The 15,912-nt window shown below is 61.6% G+C and carries 13 protein-coding genes; all 13 read left to right on the top strand.

Going from position 1 to position 15,912, the window contains the following annotated elements; translation table 11 throughout:
• Positions 1-59: 59 nt before the first annotated feature.
• The 13 genes from J5289_RS19860 (at position 60) to J5289_RS19800 (ending at position 15,908) form a co-directional block, all read left to right on the top strand.
• The gene (locus tag J5289_RS19860; protein ID WP_142831778.1) at positions 60-644 is read left to right on the top strand and encodes a TetR/AcrR family transcriptional regulator; all 585 of its coding nucleotides are present in this window, start codon (positions 60-62) and stop codon (positions 642-644) included.
• Positions 641-1,243, top strand: coding sequence for a 2-hydroxychromene-2-carboxylate isomerase (locus J5289_RS19855; RefSeq protein WP_142831777.1), 603 nt, complete (start codon positions 641-643; stop codon positions 1,241-1,243). Before J5289_RS19860 ends, J5289_RS19855 begins: the two co-directional genes overlap by 4 nt.
• Positions 1,244-1,302: 59 nt before the next feature.
• The gene (locus J5289_RS19850; protein WP_209185952.1) at positions 1,303-2,052 is read left to right on the top strand and encodes a sulfurtransferase; all 750 of its coding nucleotides are present in this window, start codon (positions 1,303-1,305) and stop codon (positions 2,050-2,052) included.
• Positions 2,049-3,425: an FAD-binding oxidoreductase gene (locus J5289_RS19845; protein WP_142831775.1), complete on the top strand. Its 1,377-nt coding sequence runs from the start codon at positions 2,049-2,051 to the stop codon at positions 3,423-3,425. The genes J5289_RS19850 and J5289_RS19845 overlap by 4 nt, the downstream gene beginning before the upstream one ends.
• Before the next feature lie 43 nt (positions 3,426-3,468).
• The gene (locus J5289_RS19840) at positions 3,469-5,787 is read left to right on the top strand and encodes a molybdopterin guanine dinucleotide-containing S/N-oxide reductase (protein WP_209208004.1); all 2,319 of its coding nucleotides are present in this window, start codon (positions 3,469-3,471) and stop codon (positions 5,785-5,787) included.
• Between the two features lie 220 nt (positions 5,788-6,007).
• Positions 6,008-7,660 carry an ABC transporter substrate-binding protein gene (locus J5289_RS19835; RefSeq protein ID WP_209208005.1) on the top strand — a complete coding sequence of 551 codons (1,653 nt, stop codon included), beginning with the start codon at positions 6,008-6,010 and terminating at the stop codon, positions 7,658-7,660.
• A 38-nt stretch (positions 7,661-7,698) separates the two neighbouring features.
• Entirely contained in the window at positions 7,699-8,709 is a 1,011-nt protein-coding gene (locus tag J5289_RS19830; protein ID WP_209208006.1) for an ABC transporter permease, read from the top strand.
• Entirely contained in the window at positions 8,706-9,554 is an 849-nt protein-coding gene (locus J5289_RS19825) for an ABC transporter permease (protein WP_209185948.1), read from the top strand. The genes J5289_RS19830 and J5289_RS19825 overlap by 4 nt, the downstream gene beginning before the upstream one ends.
• Positions 9,533-11,263: an ABC transporter ATP-binding protein gene (locus J5289_RS19820; RefSeq protein WP_209208007.1), complete on the top strand. Its 1,731-nt coding sequence runs from the start codon at positions 9,533-9,535 to the stop codon at positions 11,261-11,263. The genes J5289_RS19825 and J5289_RS19820 overlap by 22 nt, the downstream gene beginning before the upstream one ends.
• Positions 11,260-12,351: an LLM class flavin-dependent oxidoreductase gene (locus J5289_RS19815; protein WP_209188151.1), complete on the top strand. Its 1,092-nt coding sequence runs from the start codon at positions 11,260-11,262 to the stop codon at positions 12,349-12,351. Before J5289_RS19820 ends, J5289_RS19815 begins: the two co-directional genes overlap by 4 nt.
• A 168-nt stretch (positions 12,352-12,519) precedes the next feature.
• A complete protein-coding gene (locus tag J5289_RS19810) occupies positions 12,520-13,623 on the top strand; it encodes an LLM class flavin-dependent oxidoreductase (protein WP_209185945.1) in 1,104 nt (367 codons plus the stop codon).
• Positions 13,624-13,742: 119 nt separating this feature from the next.
• Positions 13,743-14,924: an acyl-CoA dehydrogenase family protein gene (locus tag J5289_RS19805; RefSeq protein WP_209185944.1), complete on the top strand. Its 1,182-nt coding sequence runs from the start codon at positions 13,743-13,745 to the stop codon at positions 14,922-14,924.
• Positions 14,925-14,936: 12 nt separating this feature from the next.
• Complete coding sequence (locus J5289_RS19800; protein ID WP_209208008.1) at positions 14,937-15,908, top strand: ketopantoate reductase family protein; 972 nt, start codon at positions 14,937-14,939, stop codon at positions 15,906-15,908.
• Positions 15,909-15,912: the final 4 nt, after the last annotated feature.

Raw genomic sequence — 15,912 nt, 5'->3', positions numbered from 1 at the left:
GCAGGCGGATCGACCGGTCTGCCAGACACTATCAACCCCCTCCAGCCCGAAGTCGTTTCATGAAAGAGCCAATATCCGACCAGATTCTCACCGCGGTGGGAGCGCTATTTTATCGCGAGGGCATACGTGCCGTTGGCATTGACCGAATCATCGAGGAGGCCAAGGTTGCCAAGGCCACACTGTATCGGCATTTCCCTTCAAAGGACCATCTTGTCGCCGCCTATCTCGAAGATCGCCACCACCGCGTCATCCGATCGCTTCGAGAGGTTCTTGACGAGGCGAAGACGCCACGGGATCAGATCCGAATGATTTTCGAGCAGCTGCACCAGAAAGCCGACAGTCCGGAATTCCGCGGCTGTGCATTCGCGCTCGCCGTTGCCGAACATGGCGATTCGGTGCGCGTCACGACGGTCGCGCGTATGCACAAAAAGACGGTGAAGGATATCTTCCGCGCCGTCATGGCAAATTCCGATCTGGGCTCCGAACCGGCGGCAGCACATCTTTCCCTTCTCTACGAAGGCGCGCTGGCAACGGTCGCCGTCGAACGCGATCCCGGTGTGGTTCTCATCGCGCGCGATTGCGCCATCGCCGTCTTCGACACGGCCCTTCATTCGAACAGAAAAGCTGCAAAGAGCATTCCATGACCAAGAACATCGACTATTTTTTCGGCATTGGTTCGCCCTGGGCTTTCATCGGCCTTGAGGCCTTTACGGCGCTTGCCGCCAAACACGGCGCCTCGATCCGCCCCTTCGTGATTCCGCTCGTTGAGGACAACGGCGCCATCTATTCGCGCAACCGACCGGAAGCCCGCCGCGCCTACTGGATTAAAGACCTGAAGCGCTGGGCAGCCGTCCGCGGCAAGACCCTAGATTTCGACAACCGCTCCACTCTCTCCGATCCCACGCCGGCCGGTTTGATGGTCATTGCCGCAATCGAGCGTAGCGACAACTGGTTGAAGCTGACGGCCGCGCTACAGGCGGCGTTCTGGGAACGAGGAGAGGATATCGGTCAATCAACTGTCCGCGTTGCCATTGCCGATGCTGCCGGGCTCGATGGCACTGCATTGGAGCAACGGGCCCAGGCCGAAGACGTCAAGGCCACCTGGGAATCAAACCTCGAGACGGCAAGAGCGGGCGGCGTCTTTGGCTTTCCGACCTTCCGCTACGATGGTGAGCTCTACTGGGGGCAGGACAGCCTGCCATTCCTCGACCGGCATCTGAACGGCGACAAGATCGTCGCCTGACGGGTGATGCGGCATGGCTGCCGCCACCCCCTCACCAACAGCACTGCTGGGAGCAATCCATGTCCGCTACATTGCCAGGTTCGCTCGTGTCCACCGAATGGCTGTCGGCCCATCTCTACCATGGGACGCTTCCCCACATGCTACCGTCCAGTGCGGCGTTCGAGCGCCATGCCTCGGATCTCGGCATCGCCAACGACGGCGTTGTCGTGATCTACGACACGCCCGGCCTGATGTCGGCGGGACGGGTCTGGTGGACGCTGCGGACCTTCGGCCACGACAGGGTCGCCATCCTCGACGGCGGACTGAAGAAATGGCTGAGCGAGGCAAGGCCGGTGACCGACGAAGTTACCCGTCCGGCCAGCACCTCGTTCCGTGCCAAATTCGCGCCGGCTGCCGCCCGCTCAAAGGCGCAGCTTCTCGACAATCTGACGAGCCATGCGGAGCAAGTCATCGATGCCCGATCGGTCGGCCGTTTCACCGCAGAGGAAAAGGAGGCGCGGCTCGGTCTGCGATCAGGACATATTCCCGGAAGCCTCAATCTGCCCTTCAACGCGCTGACCGATCCGCAATCCGGCGAAGTCCGCCCGTTGGCTGAGATCCGCGCGGCCTTCGAGGATGCCGGTCTCGATTTCGCCGAACCCGTCATCGCAAGCTGCGGCTCCGGCGTTACCGCGGCGGCACTCGCCTTTGCGCTGTATCTCGTCGGCAAGCAGGACGTCGCGATCTACGACGGCGCCGCGACCGAGTGGGGACAGCACGGCGACACACCGGCCGCCACCGGCGCGGCAAAAACCGGAGGCGGCGAATGACGCACCTCTCGACAGAACTTTCCGACAAACTCCGCGCCATTTTCGGCGATCGCTTCTCGACTTCGCCTGCCCTGCGCGAGCAGCATGGCCGCGGCGAATCCTACCATACGGCAGCGATGCCGGACGGCGTCGTATTTGCGGAACACACTGACGAGGTGGCGCAGACCGTCCGGCTATGTGCGGCCGAAGGCGTGCCGGTAATCGCGTTTGGGGCGGGCACCTCGCTGGAGGGGCATCTGACGGCGATATGCGGCGGCATCTCCATCGATCTTTCGCGCATGTCGCTGATCGTCCGGGTCGGCGCTGAAGATCTCGATTGCACAGTCGAAGCCGGCGTCACCCGCGAGCAGCTCAACACCCATCTGCGCGACAAGGGACTTTTCTTCCCGATTGATCCCGGCGCCAACGCCTCGATCGGCGGCATGGCGGCGACACGCGCCTCGGGCACCAACGCCGTCCGTTATGGCACGATGCGCGAAAACGTCCTGTCGCTGACCGTCGTCCTGCCGAGCGGACAGGTCGTGCGCACCGGCGGACGGGCCCGCAAATCCTCGGCCGGCTACGATCTTACTCGGCTGTTCATCGGCTCGGAAGGGACGCTCGGTATCATCACTGAGGTGACACTTCGACTCTACGGCATTCCCGAGACAATTACGGCGGCGCTGTGCTCGTTTGCGAGCGTCGAGCAGGCGGTCGACACAGCGATCGCTGTCGTCCAGCTGGGCATCCCCGTCGCCCGCATGGAACTGATGGACCGTGGGCTCATCGCTGCGGTCAACGCCTATTCCAACCTGACGCTGAAGATCGAGGACACACTTGCCTTTGAATTCCACGGCTCTCCCGCTGCCGTACAGGAGCAGGTCGACATGGTGGCGGCGATCGTCGACGAGCATGGCGGCCGGGATTTCGAATGGGCCAACGCAGCGGAAGATCGAAACCGGCTGTGGAAGGCGCGTCACAACGCATTCTATGCAGTGGTTTCACAGCGTCAGAATGCCAAAGGCTGGTCGTCAGACGTCTGCGTTCCCGTCTCGGAACTGAGCGACTGCATTCTGAAGACGCGCGCACTGCTGCAGGGCTGCAGCGTCCCGGCCGCCATTCTCGGCCATGTCGGCGACGGCAACTATCACGTCGTCTTCGCCGTCGATCCGGACAACAGGGCAGAGCTCGACGAGGTCGCGGCGATTAACAAGGCGATGGTTCTGCACGCACTCTCGGTCGGCGGCACGTCGACCGGTGAACACGGCATAGGAACGGGCAAGATCGACTACCTGCGCCGCGAACACGGCGATGCCGTCGATCTGATGGCCGTGATCAAGGCCGCGATCGATCCCATGAACATCATGAACCCGGGCAAGATTCTGCCGGAATGAGTTTCTTGGCCTCCGCTGCGTGAAGAATGAAGAGGTATTCCCGATGAACGACTTCCAAACCCACAGCTCTCATTGGGGCGCTTTTTCGGGGCGCTATCGCGACGGCACGCTTGAAATCCGACCTCATCCGGCCGACCCGCATCCCTCGCCTCTGCTTGGCAATCTGCCGGCTGTCGCCGACAGCCCGATGCGCATAAAACGTCCGGCCGTGCGGCGCGGTTGGCTGGAGGGCAAGAAGGGCAATGCGCAGGACCGTGGCGCCGACGACTATGTCGAGGTGAGCTGGGCGAGGGCAATCGAGCTCGTCGCGGCTGAGCTCGAGCGGGTCTATGGCGACTTCGGCCCGACGGCCGTGTTCGGCGGTTCCTACGGCTGGTCGAGTGCCGGCCGCTTCCATCATGCCCAGAGCCAGGTCCATCGCTTCTTGAATGTGCTCGGCGGCTATGTCCGGTCCGTCAACACCTATAGCTCCGGCGCCGCAATGGTGATCATCCCCCATGTGCTCGGACCCTACGATCACTTCGACCGCAAGAGCGTCACCTGGGACGCGATCGAGCGGAGCAGCGAACTGATCGTCGCCTTCGGCGGCATGGCCATTAAGAATTCGGACGTCCATGGCGGCGGTAACAGTCAGCACATCGTGCGTGACAAGCTGATGGGCGCCAGCACGCGCGGCGCGCGTTTCGTCCTCGTCAGTCCGTTGCGAGACGACTTTCCCTTAGAAGCCAATGCGGAATGGCTGTCCATCACGCCGGGCACCGATGTCGCGCTAATGCTCGCCCTTGCCTATGTGCTTGCCACGGAAGGGCTGCACGACCGCGACTTCCTTGATCGCTATGCCGTCGGTTACGAGTGCTTCGAGGACTATTTGTTTGGCCGCAGCGATGGCCAACGGAAAAGCCCTGGATGGGCGTCTGCCATTTGCGGCATCGATGCAGGCGTCATTGAAGAGCTGGCACGGGCAATGGCGGGGGCAAGAACACTGATTACGATTGCCCACGCCCTCCAAAGAGCCGATTATGGCGAGCAGCCGGTTTGGATGGGCATTGTGCTGGCCGCGATGCTCGGCCAGATGGGCCTCGACGGGGGCGGCTTCTCCTATTCGCTGGGCGCCCTGGGCAACAACGGCAAGCAGCAACTGGCCGTGCCGCTGCCGACCTTCAACCAGTTCCGCAATCCTGTGGCGGATTTCATTCCCGTCGCCCGAATTGCCGACATGCTCCTCAATCCGGGCGAGGCATTTCAGTACAACGGCATTGATGCGCACTATCCCGATACCAAACTGGTCTACTGGGCAGGCGGAAATCCGTTCCACCATCACCAGGATCTCAACAGGCTGCGCGAGGCCTTTCGCCGGCCGGAAACCATCATCGTGCACGAGACGGCGTGGACCGCCTCGGCCCGCCACGCGGACATTGTCCTGCCGGCGACGACGACACTCGAGCGCGAGGATATCGGCGCTTCAGCCGGTGATCCGCTGATGGTGGCGATGAAGCGCCTGATCGAACCGGTGGGCAAGTCGCGCGATGACTACGAGATCTTCGCCGCGATAGCGGCACATCTCGGCAAGGCGGAGGCCTTCACGGAAAACCGATCGTCGCGGCAATGGCTCGCCTTCCTGTATGAGACGACCCGCACGGCGCTGACGTCCGGCGGCCACGAGGCTCCGGACTTCGAGGAATTCTGGCATCGCGGAGAAATCCGCCTGCCGCTGGAAGCCGATGTGGGCGGTCCGGCGCGGGCCTTCCGCGACGATCCGCTCGCATCGGCCCTGCCGACGCCTTCGGGTAGAATCGAGATCTTCTCTGAAACTGTCGAAGGCTTTGGCTACGACGATTGCCGCGGCCATCCGCGATGGTACCCGGCCCGGCACGCAGGCGACGACCGCTATCCGCTGCACCTCGTTTGCAACCAGCCGCATCATCGCCTGCACAGCCAGCTCGACTACGGCGATTTCAGCCGTTCGACGAAGATCAAGAGCCGTGAACCGGTCCGCATTCACCCGGCCGACGCTGCCGAGCGCAGCATCGTCGATGGGGACATCGTGAGGCTGTTCAATGACCGTGGCAGCTGCCTTGCCGCCGCGATCCTCAGCCAGGACCTGCGGAAAGGCGTTATGCAGCTTGCGACCGGCGCGTGGTTCGAGCCGGACGACCGGAGCGCCGACAAAGCCATGTGCGTGCACGGCAATCCCAACATTCTAACACATGATGTCGGCACCTCAAGATTGGCGCAGGGCTCGACCGGGCAAATAACCCGCGTGCAAGTCGAACGATTTCACGGCGACCCGCCCCCAGTTCGAATATTCGAAGAAATGAAGTTTACCGATGGCGCTCATGGCCCCGAGATGAAGAGGGATTGACAGCAATCACCCACGCTTCCTTGCCATCGATTGAAGCTGCCGTCCCGTGGGTCTGATCGCCGCCAATATCGGCGCCCGAAAAAAGCTGACCCCTGCGCACCTCGAAACCGAACAAAATAATCCATTAAATTGATAGAAAAAGAACAACTGGTCTTTCTCCGGTCAGCTGCCCTGCATACTCTAAACGTATTGATCCGCTTGGAAAAATACAGGACACGATATGACCGAACGTTCCGCATTCTTTTCCCTTTCCCGACGTCGTCTGCTTGTCGGCACGTCCGCGCTGGTAGCAACTGCGTTTGTGGCGACGGTAGGCTTGACCCCGACTCTGGGCGCCGAAAGCCCGCGTGAAGGCGGCGACATCACCTTCCTCATAGATTCGCTGGGTGACACCTGGATTCCCAATAATAGCGCGATTTCCAGCTTCCAGGGCCATATCTGGGGTCATGTGACGGACAAGCTCATCTACGTCGATGCTGAAGGCAAGGTGAGCCCATGGCTGGCCGAAAAATGGGAGCAGAACGATAAGGCCACCGAATTCACACTTCACCTGAAGAGCGGCGTGACCTTCTCCGACGGCACCCCGCTCGACGCAGCGGCTGTCGTCGCCAACCTTGACATCTGGTACGCCGGCCGGAAGAAGGAAGGCATAAACCCGATCGGTCTCTTCCCCAAGACCTACGATCATTCCGAGGTCGTTGACGCCGCCACGGTGAAGGTCGTTTTCAAGAAGCCAACGCTCGGCTTCATCCCGACTCTTGGCTACCACGGCTCGATCCTGATCTCTCCGAAGACGATCGCGCAGCCGGCAACCGACCAGGCTGACCTGAGCAAGACGTCAGGCAGCGGTCCCTATGTGGTCGACTCCTGGAAGGAAGGTGACTTCGTCAAGCTGGTGAAACGCAAGGATTATAACTGGGGACCTGCCGCCGTCGGTCACAGCGGCCCGGCCTATATCGACTCAATTACCTACAAGCTGGTATCCGAGCAATCGCTGCGGATTTCCGCCGTCCAGTCCGATCAGGCCGAAATTGCCTATAACGCTTCGCCGCAGGAGCTTCAGTCTCTCAAGGCGGATGGCTTCACCGTTTCGACGCCGCGCTATCTCGGCTTCGTCAACGGCTGGGCCGTCAACACCAAGCTTGCACCCTATGATGACGTCAAGGTACGCCAGGCTCTTCAGGCTGGCATCAATCGCCAGGAAATCATCGACACCGTCTATACGCCGGACTGGAAGCTCGCGACGTCCTTCATCCAAAGCAACGTGCCCGGCGCGACCGACCAGAGCCCGCTGCTGGCCTATAATCCGGACAAGGCCGGAAAGCTCCTCGACGAAGCAGGCTGGGTCAAGGGCGCCGACGGCATCCGCGCCAAGGACGGCAAGCGGCTGGTGCTGACACTCTATTCAAACCCCTATCTCGCAACATCGAAGTCGATCGACGAACTGATCGCCCAGCAGCTCGGCAAGATCGGCTGGAAGGTCGATATCCGCGCCTACGACGTGGTCACGTTCGGCCAGAAGGTCGCATTCGGCGGTCCGGCCGTGCCGGCTTACGAGGTGACGCGCAGCTTCATCGATGCGGGAACAGTCGCCAGCATCCTCACCAACGCCAACAACGGCGAGAACTGGTTTGCGCTCGACGAGCGCGACACGAAGCTTAACGATCTGCGTGACAAGATCGCGGGTGCCGCCACCGTCGAAATTCGAAAGCCGCTCCTCGACGAACTGCAGAAATACGTTCTGGAGCAGGGCTATTTCATCCCTCGCACCCAGATGGTCCAGCGCATCTACGTGCAGTCTCCGAAGCTGAAGGGCGAGACCTACAACGGCGTCGCCTATGCCAGTTACTACACGGCTTCGCTGAGCGAATAGCGGTTAACGCAAGTCATGAACGTGAGGATATCAGGAGCATGAGCAACCCCTACCTGAATTACGCTTCAAAGCGCCTGATCCAGGCCGTCGTCGTCGTCCTGCTGGCCTATGTCTTCACGTTCATCGTCGTCAGCATCCTGCCGGGCGACCCGATCACCAACGTTCTGCGCAACCCGCAGAACGGCTTCACCGAGGGCGAGATCCAGGAGATCATCGCAGCCCAGGGTCTGGACAAACCAGTGCTGGTGCAATTGTCCAACTCCTTCTCGCATTTCATCATTGGCGACCTCGGTATCTCGATGAGAACCAACCGGTCCGTATCGATCCTGATCGCCGATGTGCTGCCTTCGACGCTGATCCTTGCGTTCACCGGTCTCGTCGTGGCGCTATTACTGGCGATAACCATTGCCTATGGAACACGGTTTCTTCGAAAGGAATTTGGCCAGGGGCTGCTTCGCGGCTTTCCATCCCTATTCCTGTCAGTGCCCAATTTCGTGATCGGCCTGGTGCTGATTCACATCTTCGGCTTCCAGCTGGGTCTTTTCCGGGTGATCAAGCCGGACAGCTTCTGGGCGACCTTCTTCGCAGCCCTTGCGCTCGGCATTCCCATCTCGGCACAGATCGCGGAAGTGCTCATCGCCAACCTCGATCACGAGGCCGGGCAAGAATATGCCGCGGTCGCCCGCAGCCGTGGTCTGAGCCAGATGCAGCTCTTTGCCAAGCACCTGCTCAAGCCCTCCTCTCTGCCGGTCGTGACCGTCATCGCGCTGACCATCGGCGAACTGCTCGGCGGCTCGCTGATCACCGAAGCGGTGTTTGGCCGCAACGGCGTCGGCAGCCTTGTGCAGCGCTCTGTCAGCACGCAGGACCTGCCGGTGCTGCAGGCAATCGTCTCGCTGGCGGCAGTGGTCTTCGTGGTCGTCAATCTGCTGGCCGACCTTGCCTACCCTCTGCTCGATCCCCGCGTGAAACTGCTCGGCCCTGCCGAACGGCGGCCGGTCACCGCCGACGACAATTCGGCTGTTCTTTCTCAAGCGGTGAAATCATGACCTTTGTTTCCGGCTATTCCAGTCCACGTTTCACCATGGCTGCTTGGCTGACATCCATCCGGGTGCCGGCGACCGTGGTGTTATCCTTCGCAATCGTCGCGCTGGTGCTCGCGTGGTCACTCGCCCCCGGCCTGTTCACAAGCGAGAACCCGGCCATCGGAACGCCTGCCCACAAGCTACTTGGCCCCAGCGCCGCGCACTTGTTTGGAACCGACCAGCTGGGTCGCGACCTCTATACGCGTGTTGTCTACGGCGCAGCCTCTTCCGTCAGGAGCGCGCTTATCGCTGTCGTCATCGGCGTTTTCGCCGGTGGTTTCATCGGGCTCCTCGGCGGCTTCTTCGGCGGCCGGCTGGACACCCTGCTCGCCCGCATGGTCGACGTGCTGTTGGCGATACCGAAATTCCTGCTCGCCGTCATCGTGGTCACCGCAATCGGCTTCGACACCACCAACGCTGCGATCGCCACCGGCGTCTCGGCCGTGGCGATGTTCGCCCGTGTCACGCGGTCGGAAGTCATCAAGACCCGCCAGGCGACCTTCGTCGAGGCATCTTTTCTGCTCGGCGGCTCGCGCTGGCACATCCTCTGGCGCCATGTGCTGCCAAATGCCTCGCGTTCGGTTTTCCCGCTGGCAGTGCTGCAATTCGGCGATTCCATCATGCTGATCGCCGGTCTTGCCTTTCTAGGATATGGCGACCCGCCACCTGCCTCGGACTGGGGCCTGCTGGTGTCGATCGGCAAGGATTACCTGAAATGGCCGTGGCTGGTGTACGCGCCCGCCTTCGTCACGATCGCGACCGTCCTCTCTATGAACAGGATTAGCCGATGGCTCCGCAAGACAGACTAGCTGCGGCACTCAGCCGTGCCGATACCTCTCCACTGACGTTGAAGCGTCCAACTCCGCTGCTGCAGGCCGACGGGCTTTCGGTTTCCTACGGGCAGAAGGAAGTCGTCTCGAGCGTCGGTTTCGAACTTGGTCGCGGACAGAGCCTTGCGCTCATCGGTGAATCCGGTTCGGGCAAATCAACCATCGCGCGCGCTGTGCTTCGGCTGCTGCCTAATGGCGGGCGAGCCAGCGGTCGCATCGCGTTCGACGGCCAGGAAGTTCTCGGTCTGCCCGAACGTCGCTTCCGGCCATTGCGCGGGCGGGCCATCGGCTTCGTTCCCCAGGATCCGGGCAATTCGCTGAACCCGGTGCGACCGATTGGTGTCCAGGCAATGGAAGCGGCCGCTCTCCTCGATGAGCCCGACAAGGCCATCCGCAAGGCTCTGGTCCTCGATACCTTCGCGCAGGTCGGGCTTGACAATCCACAGCGTGTCTTTGACTCCTACCCGCATCAGCTGTCCGGCGGCATGCTGCAGCGCGTGCTGATCGGCCTAGCCGTCCTGCCTCGCCCGGCATTGCTGATCGCCGACGAGCCGACGTCCGCGCTTGATGTCACCATCCAGAAAAAGATCCTCGATCTTCTCTCACGGCTGCAGCGCGAGCTGGACATGAGCCTGCTGCTGATCACCCATGACCTGGCGATTGCAGCCGAGCGAACCGATGCTCTGGTGGTGCTGAAGGACGGCGTCGTGCAGGAGGCCGGCAGCACCACCGCCGTCTTCTCTTCACCGACATCGGCCTACACGAAGAAACTGCACGCGGATGTGCCTGTTCTTAATCCAAACCGGTATGCCGCACTGCGCGACCCCGGTTTCCGGATGCTCAAGGCTGTTGGCGGCAAGTCCCCCAAGATCGAGGTCAGCGCCGTCACGAAGAACTTCACCGTCGGTAACAAGGTGGTGACGGCTGTCGACAAGGTTTCCTTCAGCGTTCCGGCCGGCACCACGCATGCGCTGGTCGGCGAGTCCGGCTCGGGCAAGACAACGACGATCCGGCTGCTGCTTGGGCTGGAGCAGCCCGATATCGGCCAGATTTGGGTGTCCGGCGAGGAACTCACGGGGCGTTCTCAGGCTTCGCTGCGCTCAGTTTGGCGCCACCTGCAGATCGTCTACCAGAACCCTTTCACGTCGCTCGACCCGTCCTGGAAAGTCGAGGAGCTGGTTCGTGAGCCGCTCGACCGGTTCAAGATTGGAACACGCAAAGAGCAGGTCGACAGGGTTCACGAAGCGCTGAAAGATGTCGGGCTGGCGGAAGACTTTCTTTCCCGCAAGCCAGGTGCGCTCTCAGGTGGCCAACGCCAACGTGTGGCGATTGCCCGCGCGCTCGTTCTGAAGCCGGACGTCATCGTGCTCGACGAGCCCACCTCCGCACTCGACGTCAGCGTCCAGGCCGGTATCGTCGAGGTGCTGCTCTCGCTGCAGGCCAAGCTGGGCCTGACCTATGTCTTCGTGTCGCATGACCTGGCCCTCGTGCGCCAACTCGCGCACACCGTCTCGGTCATGCAGCGCGGGCGGATCGTCGAACACGGGACTGTCGCCGACATCTTCGACAATCCCCAACAGCCTTACACTGTGTCTCTGCTGGAAGCGATCCCGTCCGGCGCTGCAAATATCGCGCCGGTTCCGCATGTGGAACCGCGACGGGCCTTCCAAAAGGAAAATATCGCATGAACATCACCGTGCCCTCCAGCACTCTGCCAGCATCATTCCGGGCGAAGAAGCGGCTTGGCTTCAACACCAGGGTGTCTTTCAACGACAACGCCGGCCCGGCACAGGGGCTGCGCGACGGGATCGAGCTGTTTAAGGCAGCCGAGCGACTAGGCCTGCAGTCCGGCTGGGCCTACCAGCGGCACTTCGACCACTATCTCTCCTCGCCGCTGCCATTTTTTGCCGCAACCGGCCAGCACACCTCCCATATCACGCTTGGCTCGGCCGTCATCCCCATGCGCTACCAGGATCCGATCCTGCTTGCAGAGGCCGCGGCCACGACCGATCTCCTGATCGATGGCCGTCTGGAGCTTGCCATCTCGACGGGTGCGAACGCCGCGTTCGACGCCGTATTCGGCACAGTCGATACCGACGCCCGCACCGAGGCAAAGCGCCGCCAGTCCCGTTTTCTCGCCGCACTTTCGGGCGAGATCCTGCACACCGTTACCGAGCCGGGCCTTGGTGCGCCGGAAGGCGCCGAACTGCGCGTCACGCCCCACAGCCCGACGCTGCGTTCGCGCATCAGGCAGGGCTCGGGCAGTTTTTCATCCGCAGTGCAAGCTGCGGAAATCGGTATCGGGCTGATCTCAGGCACCGTCCTCCACGACCACGAGGAGGGCGAAACCTTCAGCGAATATCAGGCGCGCAGCATCACGGCTTACCGCACCCACTGGCGCAAGACATGGGGAACGGAGCCGCCACCGGTGATCGTGGCCGCATCCATCCTCGTCGGCAATACCGCGGACTTACGGGAGAAATATGCCGCCTACGACCTGGAGCGGCGCACGCTTGGCATTGCCGCCTCCCGTCCCAAGGGTGCACTTCAGCCCACCGAGCGCGTCAACCAGCAGCCTGGAACACAGATTTCCCCCGTATTCCACGGCGGCCCCAACCAGGTTCTCGAAGAGATCTACAACGATCCCGGCCTCAGCGCCGCCGATGAAGTCATTCTTTTTCTGCCGCCGGCATTTGGCCTGCAAGAGAATATCCGGTTGCTCGCCGACTTCACGGACACTGTGGCTCCAAGCCTCGGCTGGTCTCCCAGCTTCTGATCCCAAAGCCTGACCCGACGCAGCGTCGGAATGCCGATCAACTCCATACCGGTGTCCTAGCGCGAATATTTTCTACAGTTTCTATGGAATAAGAATGACCTGTCTTCCTCCCCAGCTTGGCAGGTTCTACTTTCCACCTACCGATAACCCTCAGGGAGACAGGCTCACATGGCCGCAGAATTCATCAGCGTCACGTTTCCAAACGAATCCAACGATCTCAATCCCATTCCCGATGCACCGGTGGATCCGCTCTTCCTCGAGCGCTATGCCCGCTCCCTCGACGATTATGGCTTCAACTATACCCTGATCCCCTACTCATCGTCATCTTTCGATCCCTTCACCATTGGCGCGACCATCCTCGCCCATACGAAGAATATCAAGATCATCGTCGCCCTGCGGCCCAACACCGTCTATCCGACAGTTGCGGCGAAATCGCTCGCGACGCTCGATCAGCTGAGCGGCGGGCGCGTGGTCGTCCACTTCATTGCCGGCGGTAATGATGACGAGCAGGCGCGCGAAGGCGATTTTCTCAACAAGGAAGAGCGTTACGAGCGGCAGGAAGAATATATCCGCATCCTGCGACTGGTCTGGACATCGACCGAGCCTTTCGACTTCGATGGCAAATATTACCAGTTTAAACAGTTCCGCAGTGCCGTGCGCCCGACGAAGGGCCTCATTCCCATATCGCTCGGCGGTTCCTCCGATGCCGCCTACCGGATCGGTGGTTCGCTGGCCGATATCTTTGGCCTCTGGGGCGAGCCGCTGGCCGAAACCAAGCAGCAGATCGATCGGATCTATGCCGAAGCCGCAAAAGCGGGCCGGGTCGATCGTCCGCGCATCTGGGTCACCTTCCGACCGATCGTGGCCGAGACCGATGAACTCGCCTGGGTGAAAGCACACAAGGTCCTTGATCGGCTTAACGAGAACCGCGAGAAGGGTCTCAGCCGCTCTCCACTTTCGGCTCCGCGCCCCGCCAATGTCGGCTCGCAGCGGCTGTTGGACATTGCATCCCGTGGCAATGTCCAAGATCGCGCCCTTTGGTATCCGACGGTGACCGCCACCAATGCAAGCGGGGCCACCACCGCGCTCGTCGGATCGCCGCAGACCATCGCCGATTCCATTCTCGATTACATCGATCTTGGCGCCGACCTGATCTCGATCCGCGGCTATGACAACTACAACGATGCCGTCGATTATGGCCGCTACATCCTGCCACTGGTGCGCGAAGGCATTCGTGATCGGGAAGACTCGAAGAAGAAGGCGGCCGCCTGAATTCTTCGTCAGGCGCGCACAGACGTTTCGCATACCAAGCTTTTGCGCCGAGCGATCGGCGCAATCTGTCTCGCGGCAGAGAAGGCCGCGCTTATCCCATAGTCAGAAGGCCCCAGCCCATGCCCCATGATACAAGCAGTCTCGACGCAACGGTTCGGATTGTTGCAGAAGCCGCTCCCGATGCTGATCGCAGCGGCTCGTTTCCTTGGGCAGGCATTCGCGCCGTTCATGAAAGCGGCCTTCTGGAAACCACCGTCGGCACCCGCTTTGGCGGCAGGGGCGGCAGCCTTTACGATGCTGCCCAGATTCTGGCAGCGCTCGGGCGCGGCGATCCGTCCGTGGCGCTGATCACCGCCATGACCATCTTCAACCATCTTGGCCAGGCCACCAGAAACAATTGGCCGGAAGATCTCTACAAGCGCCTGCTGGAAGAGGCAAAGGACCGCCCGCTGCTGCTGAACGCCGCCCGCGTCGAGCCGGAACTGGGCTCGCCAGCGCGCGGCGGCCTGCCGGCGACCCTCGCCCGCCGAACCCGGAATGGCTGGGCGATCAACGGCCACAAGCGTTTCGTTACCGGTGCCCATGGGCTTACACACTTCCTGGTTTGGGCGCGCACCGACGAAACGACGACACGCGTTGGAACCTTCATCGTGCCAAACGGACTGCCCGGCATCGAGGTGATCGAGAACTGGAACAGCCTGGGCATGCGCGCCTCAGGCTCTCACGACGTCAAATACCATGACGTGGAAATCCCGGCGGAAAACGTGCTGGACCTCGTCGATCCTTCCGTGGCCCAGCAGGACAATCGGGCCCACGCGGCCATGACGCTGGCACTGACCGCGATCTATCTGGGCGTTGCCGAAGCGGCCCAGGCCGAGTTCATCCGCTATGCCCACGAGCGCGTACCGACCAATCTCGGCCATCCCATTGCTCGCACGGAGCGGTTCGTCAACCTCTCAGGAGAAATCGACCTGCTCGTTTCCGGTGCCCGCCATATCATCTTCGACTCGCTCGAAAGCGGCCAGGGCGACCCGGAACGGCTGATCCGCGCCCGGATCATAGCCGGTCGGCAGCTGCGCGATGCGGTCCAGATCGCTGTGCGAAGCCTTGGTAATCCGGGTCTCGGTGGCGATCTGGGGCTTGAGAGGCATTTTCGCGACATCCAGGCCGTTCTCGTCCACGCTCCGCAGGAAGATACATGCATGTCCATCCTCGGGCGCTCAGCTTTTGATCGATGGAGACAGGGCCAGGCCGCCGTATCGCAATATTCCACGGACATCCCCGTCCTCAAGACAGCCTGAAGCAGACGCACAATGAAACGCTACATCATCGTCGGCGCTGGCGCGGTTGGCGCAAGTCTCGCCGCCCAGTTCGAGATCAACGACATTCCTTATGTCCTGGTGGGACGCGGGGCGCAGATATCGCATATCGCGCTTCATGGCCTGTCCTATCGCAGGCCCAGGGAAACGGGAATTGTCCGGCTTAACGCGGTCGATACCACAACGCCGCCCGACCTCTCACCGGACGATATCCTTCTCCTGACGATGAAGGCGCAGGATGTCGAGGCTGCAACCAATTTCTGGGCGTGGCGCGATGTAGAGGGAGGCGGGCTTGCATCGGAACTGCCCCTGGTAACATTCCAGAATGGATTGGCCGCCGAGGACATCGCGCTTCGACGCTTCAGCCATGTCTATGCGGCGAGCATTCTCATTCCCGCACGCTATACCGTTACCGGCGAGGTTGTCGTTGGCGGTGAGCCTAATATCGGCGTGGTGACCCTTGGACGCTATCCGCATGGCCTCGACAACACAGCATCGGCCATCACCTCTGATCTGACGAAGGCGGGATATCCGGCAGAGGCCCGGGCCGACATCCGGCGCTGGAAGGCCGCGAAGCTGGAACACAATGTCACCAACGCCGTCGAGCTTTTTGCTGGAGCACCGGAGGCCCGCGCCAGAGCCGCTACCGATCTCGCAAGTGAAGCACGCACCGTGTTGGAGGCCGCGGGATATGACCCCGCTGCATCTTCGGAACGCGTTGTCGATATATCCGGCTGGCGGGTCGCGCAAGGCAGCGGCATCGAGCGCGGCCAGCAATCGACGTGGCAAAGCTTCGTGCGCGGCACATCGAGCGAAGTCGATTATCTGAACGGTGAGATCGTGCGCCTCGGGCGCCTTCACGGCGTAGCCGCACCGATCAACGCCGCCTTTCAGCAGGCGGTGGCGAAGCTTGCTCGCGATCGAGCACTGCCGGGTTCGGTGGACGTCGCCACCGTATTCGGTTGAAACA

Source organism: Rhizobium sp. B230/85, assembly GCF_019355735.1.
Classification (GTDB): domain Bacteria; phylum Pseudomonadota; class Alphaproteobacteria; order Rhizobiales; family Rhizobiaceae; genus Rhizobium; species Rhizobium rhododendri.
This window is presented reverse-complemented; position numbering and strand designations above follow the sequence as displayed.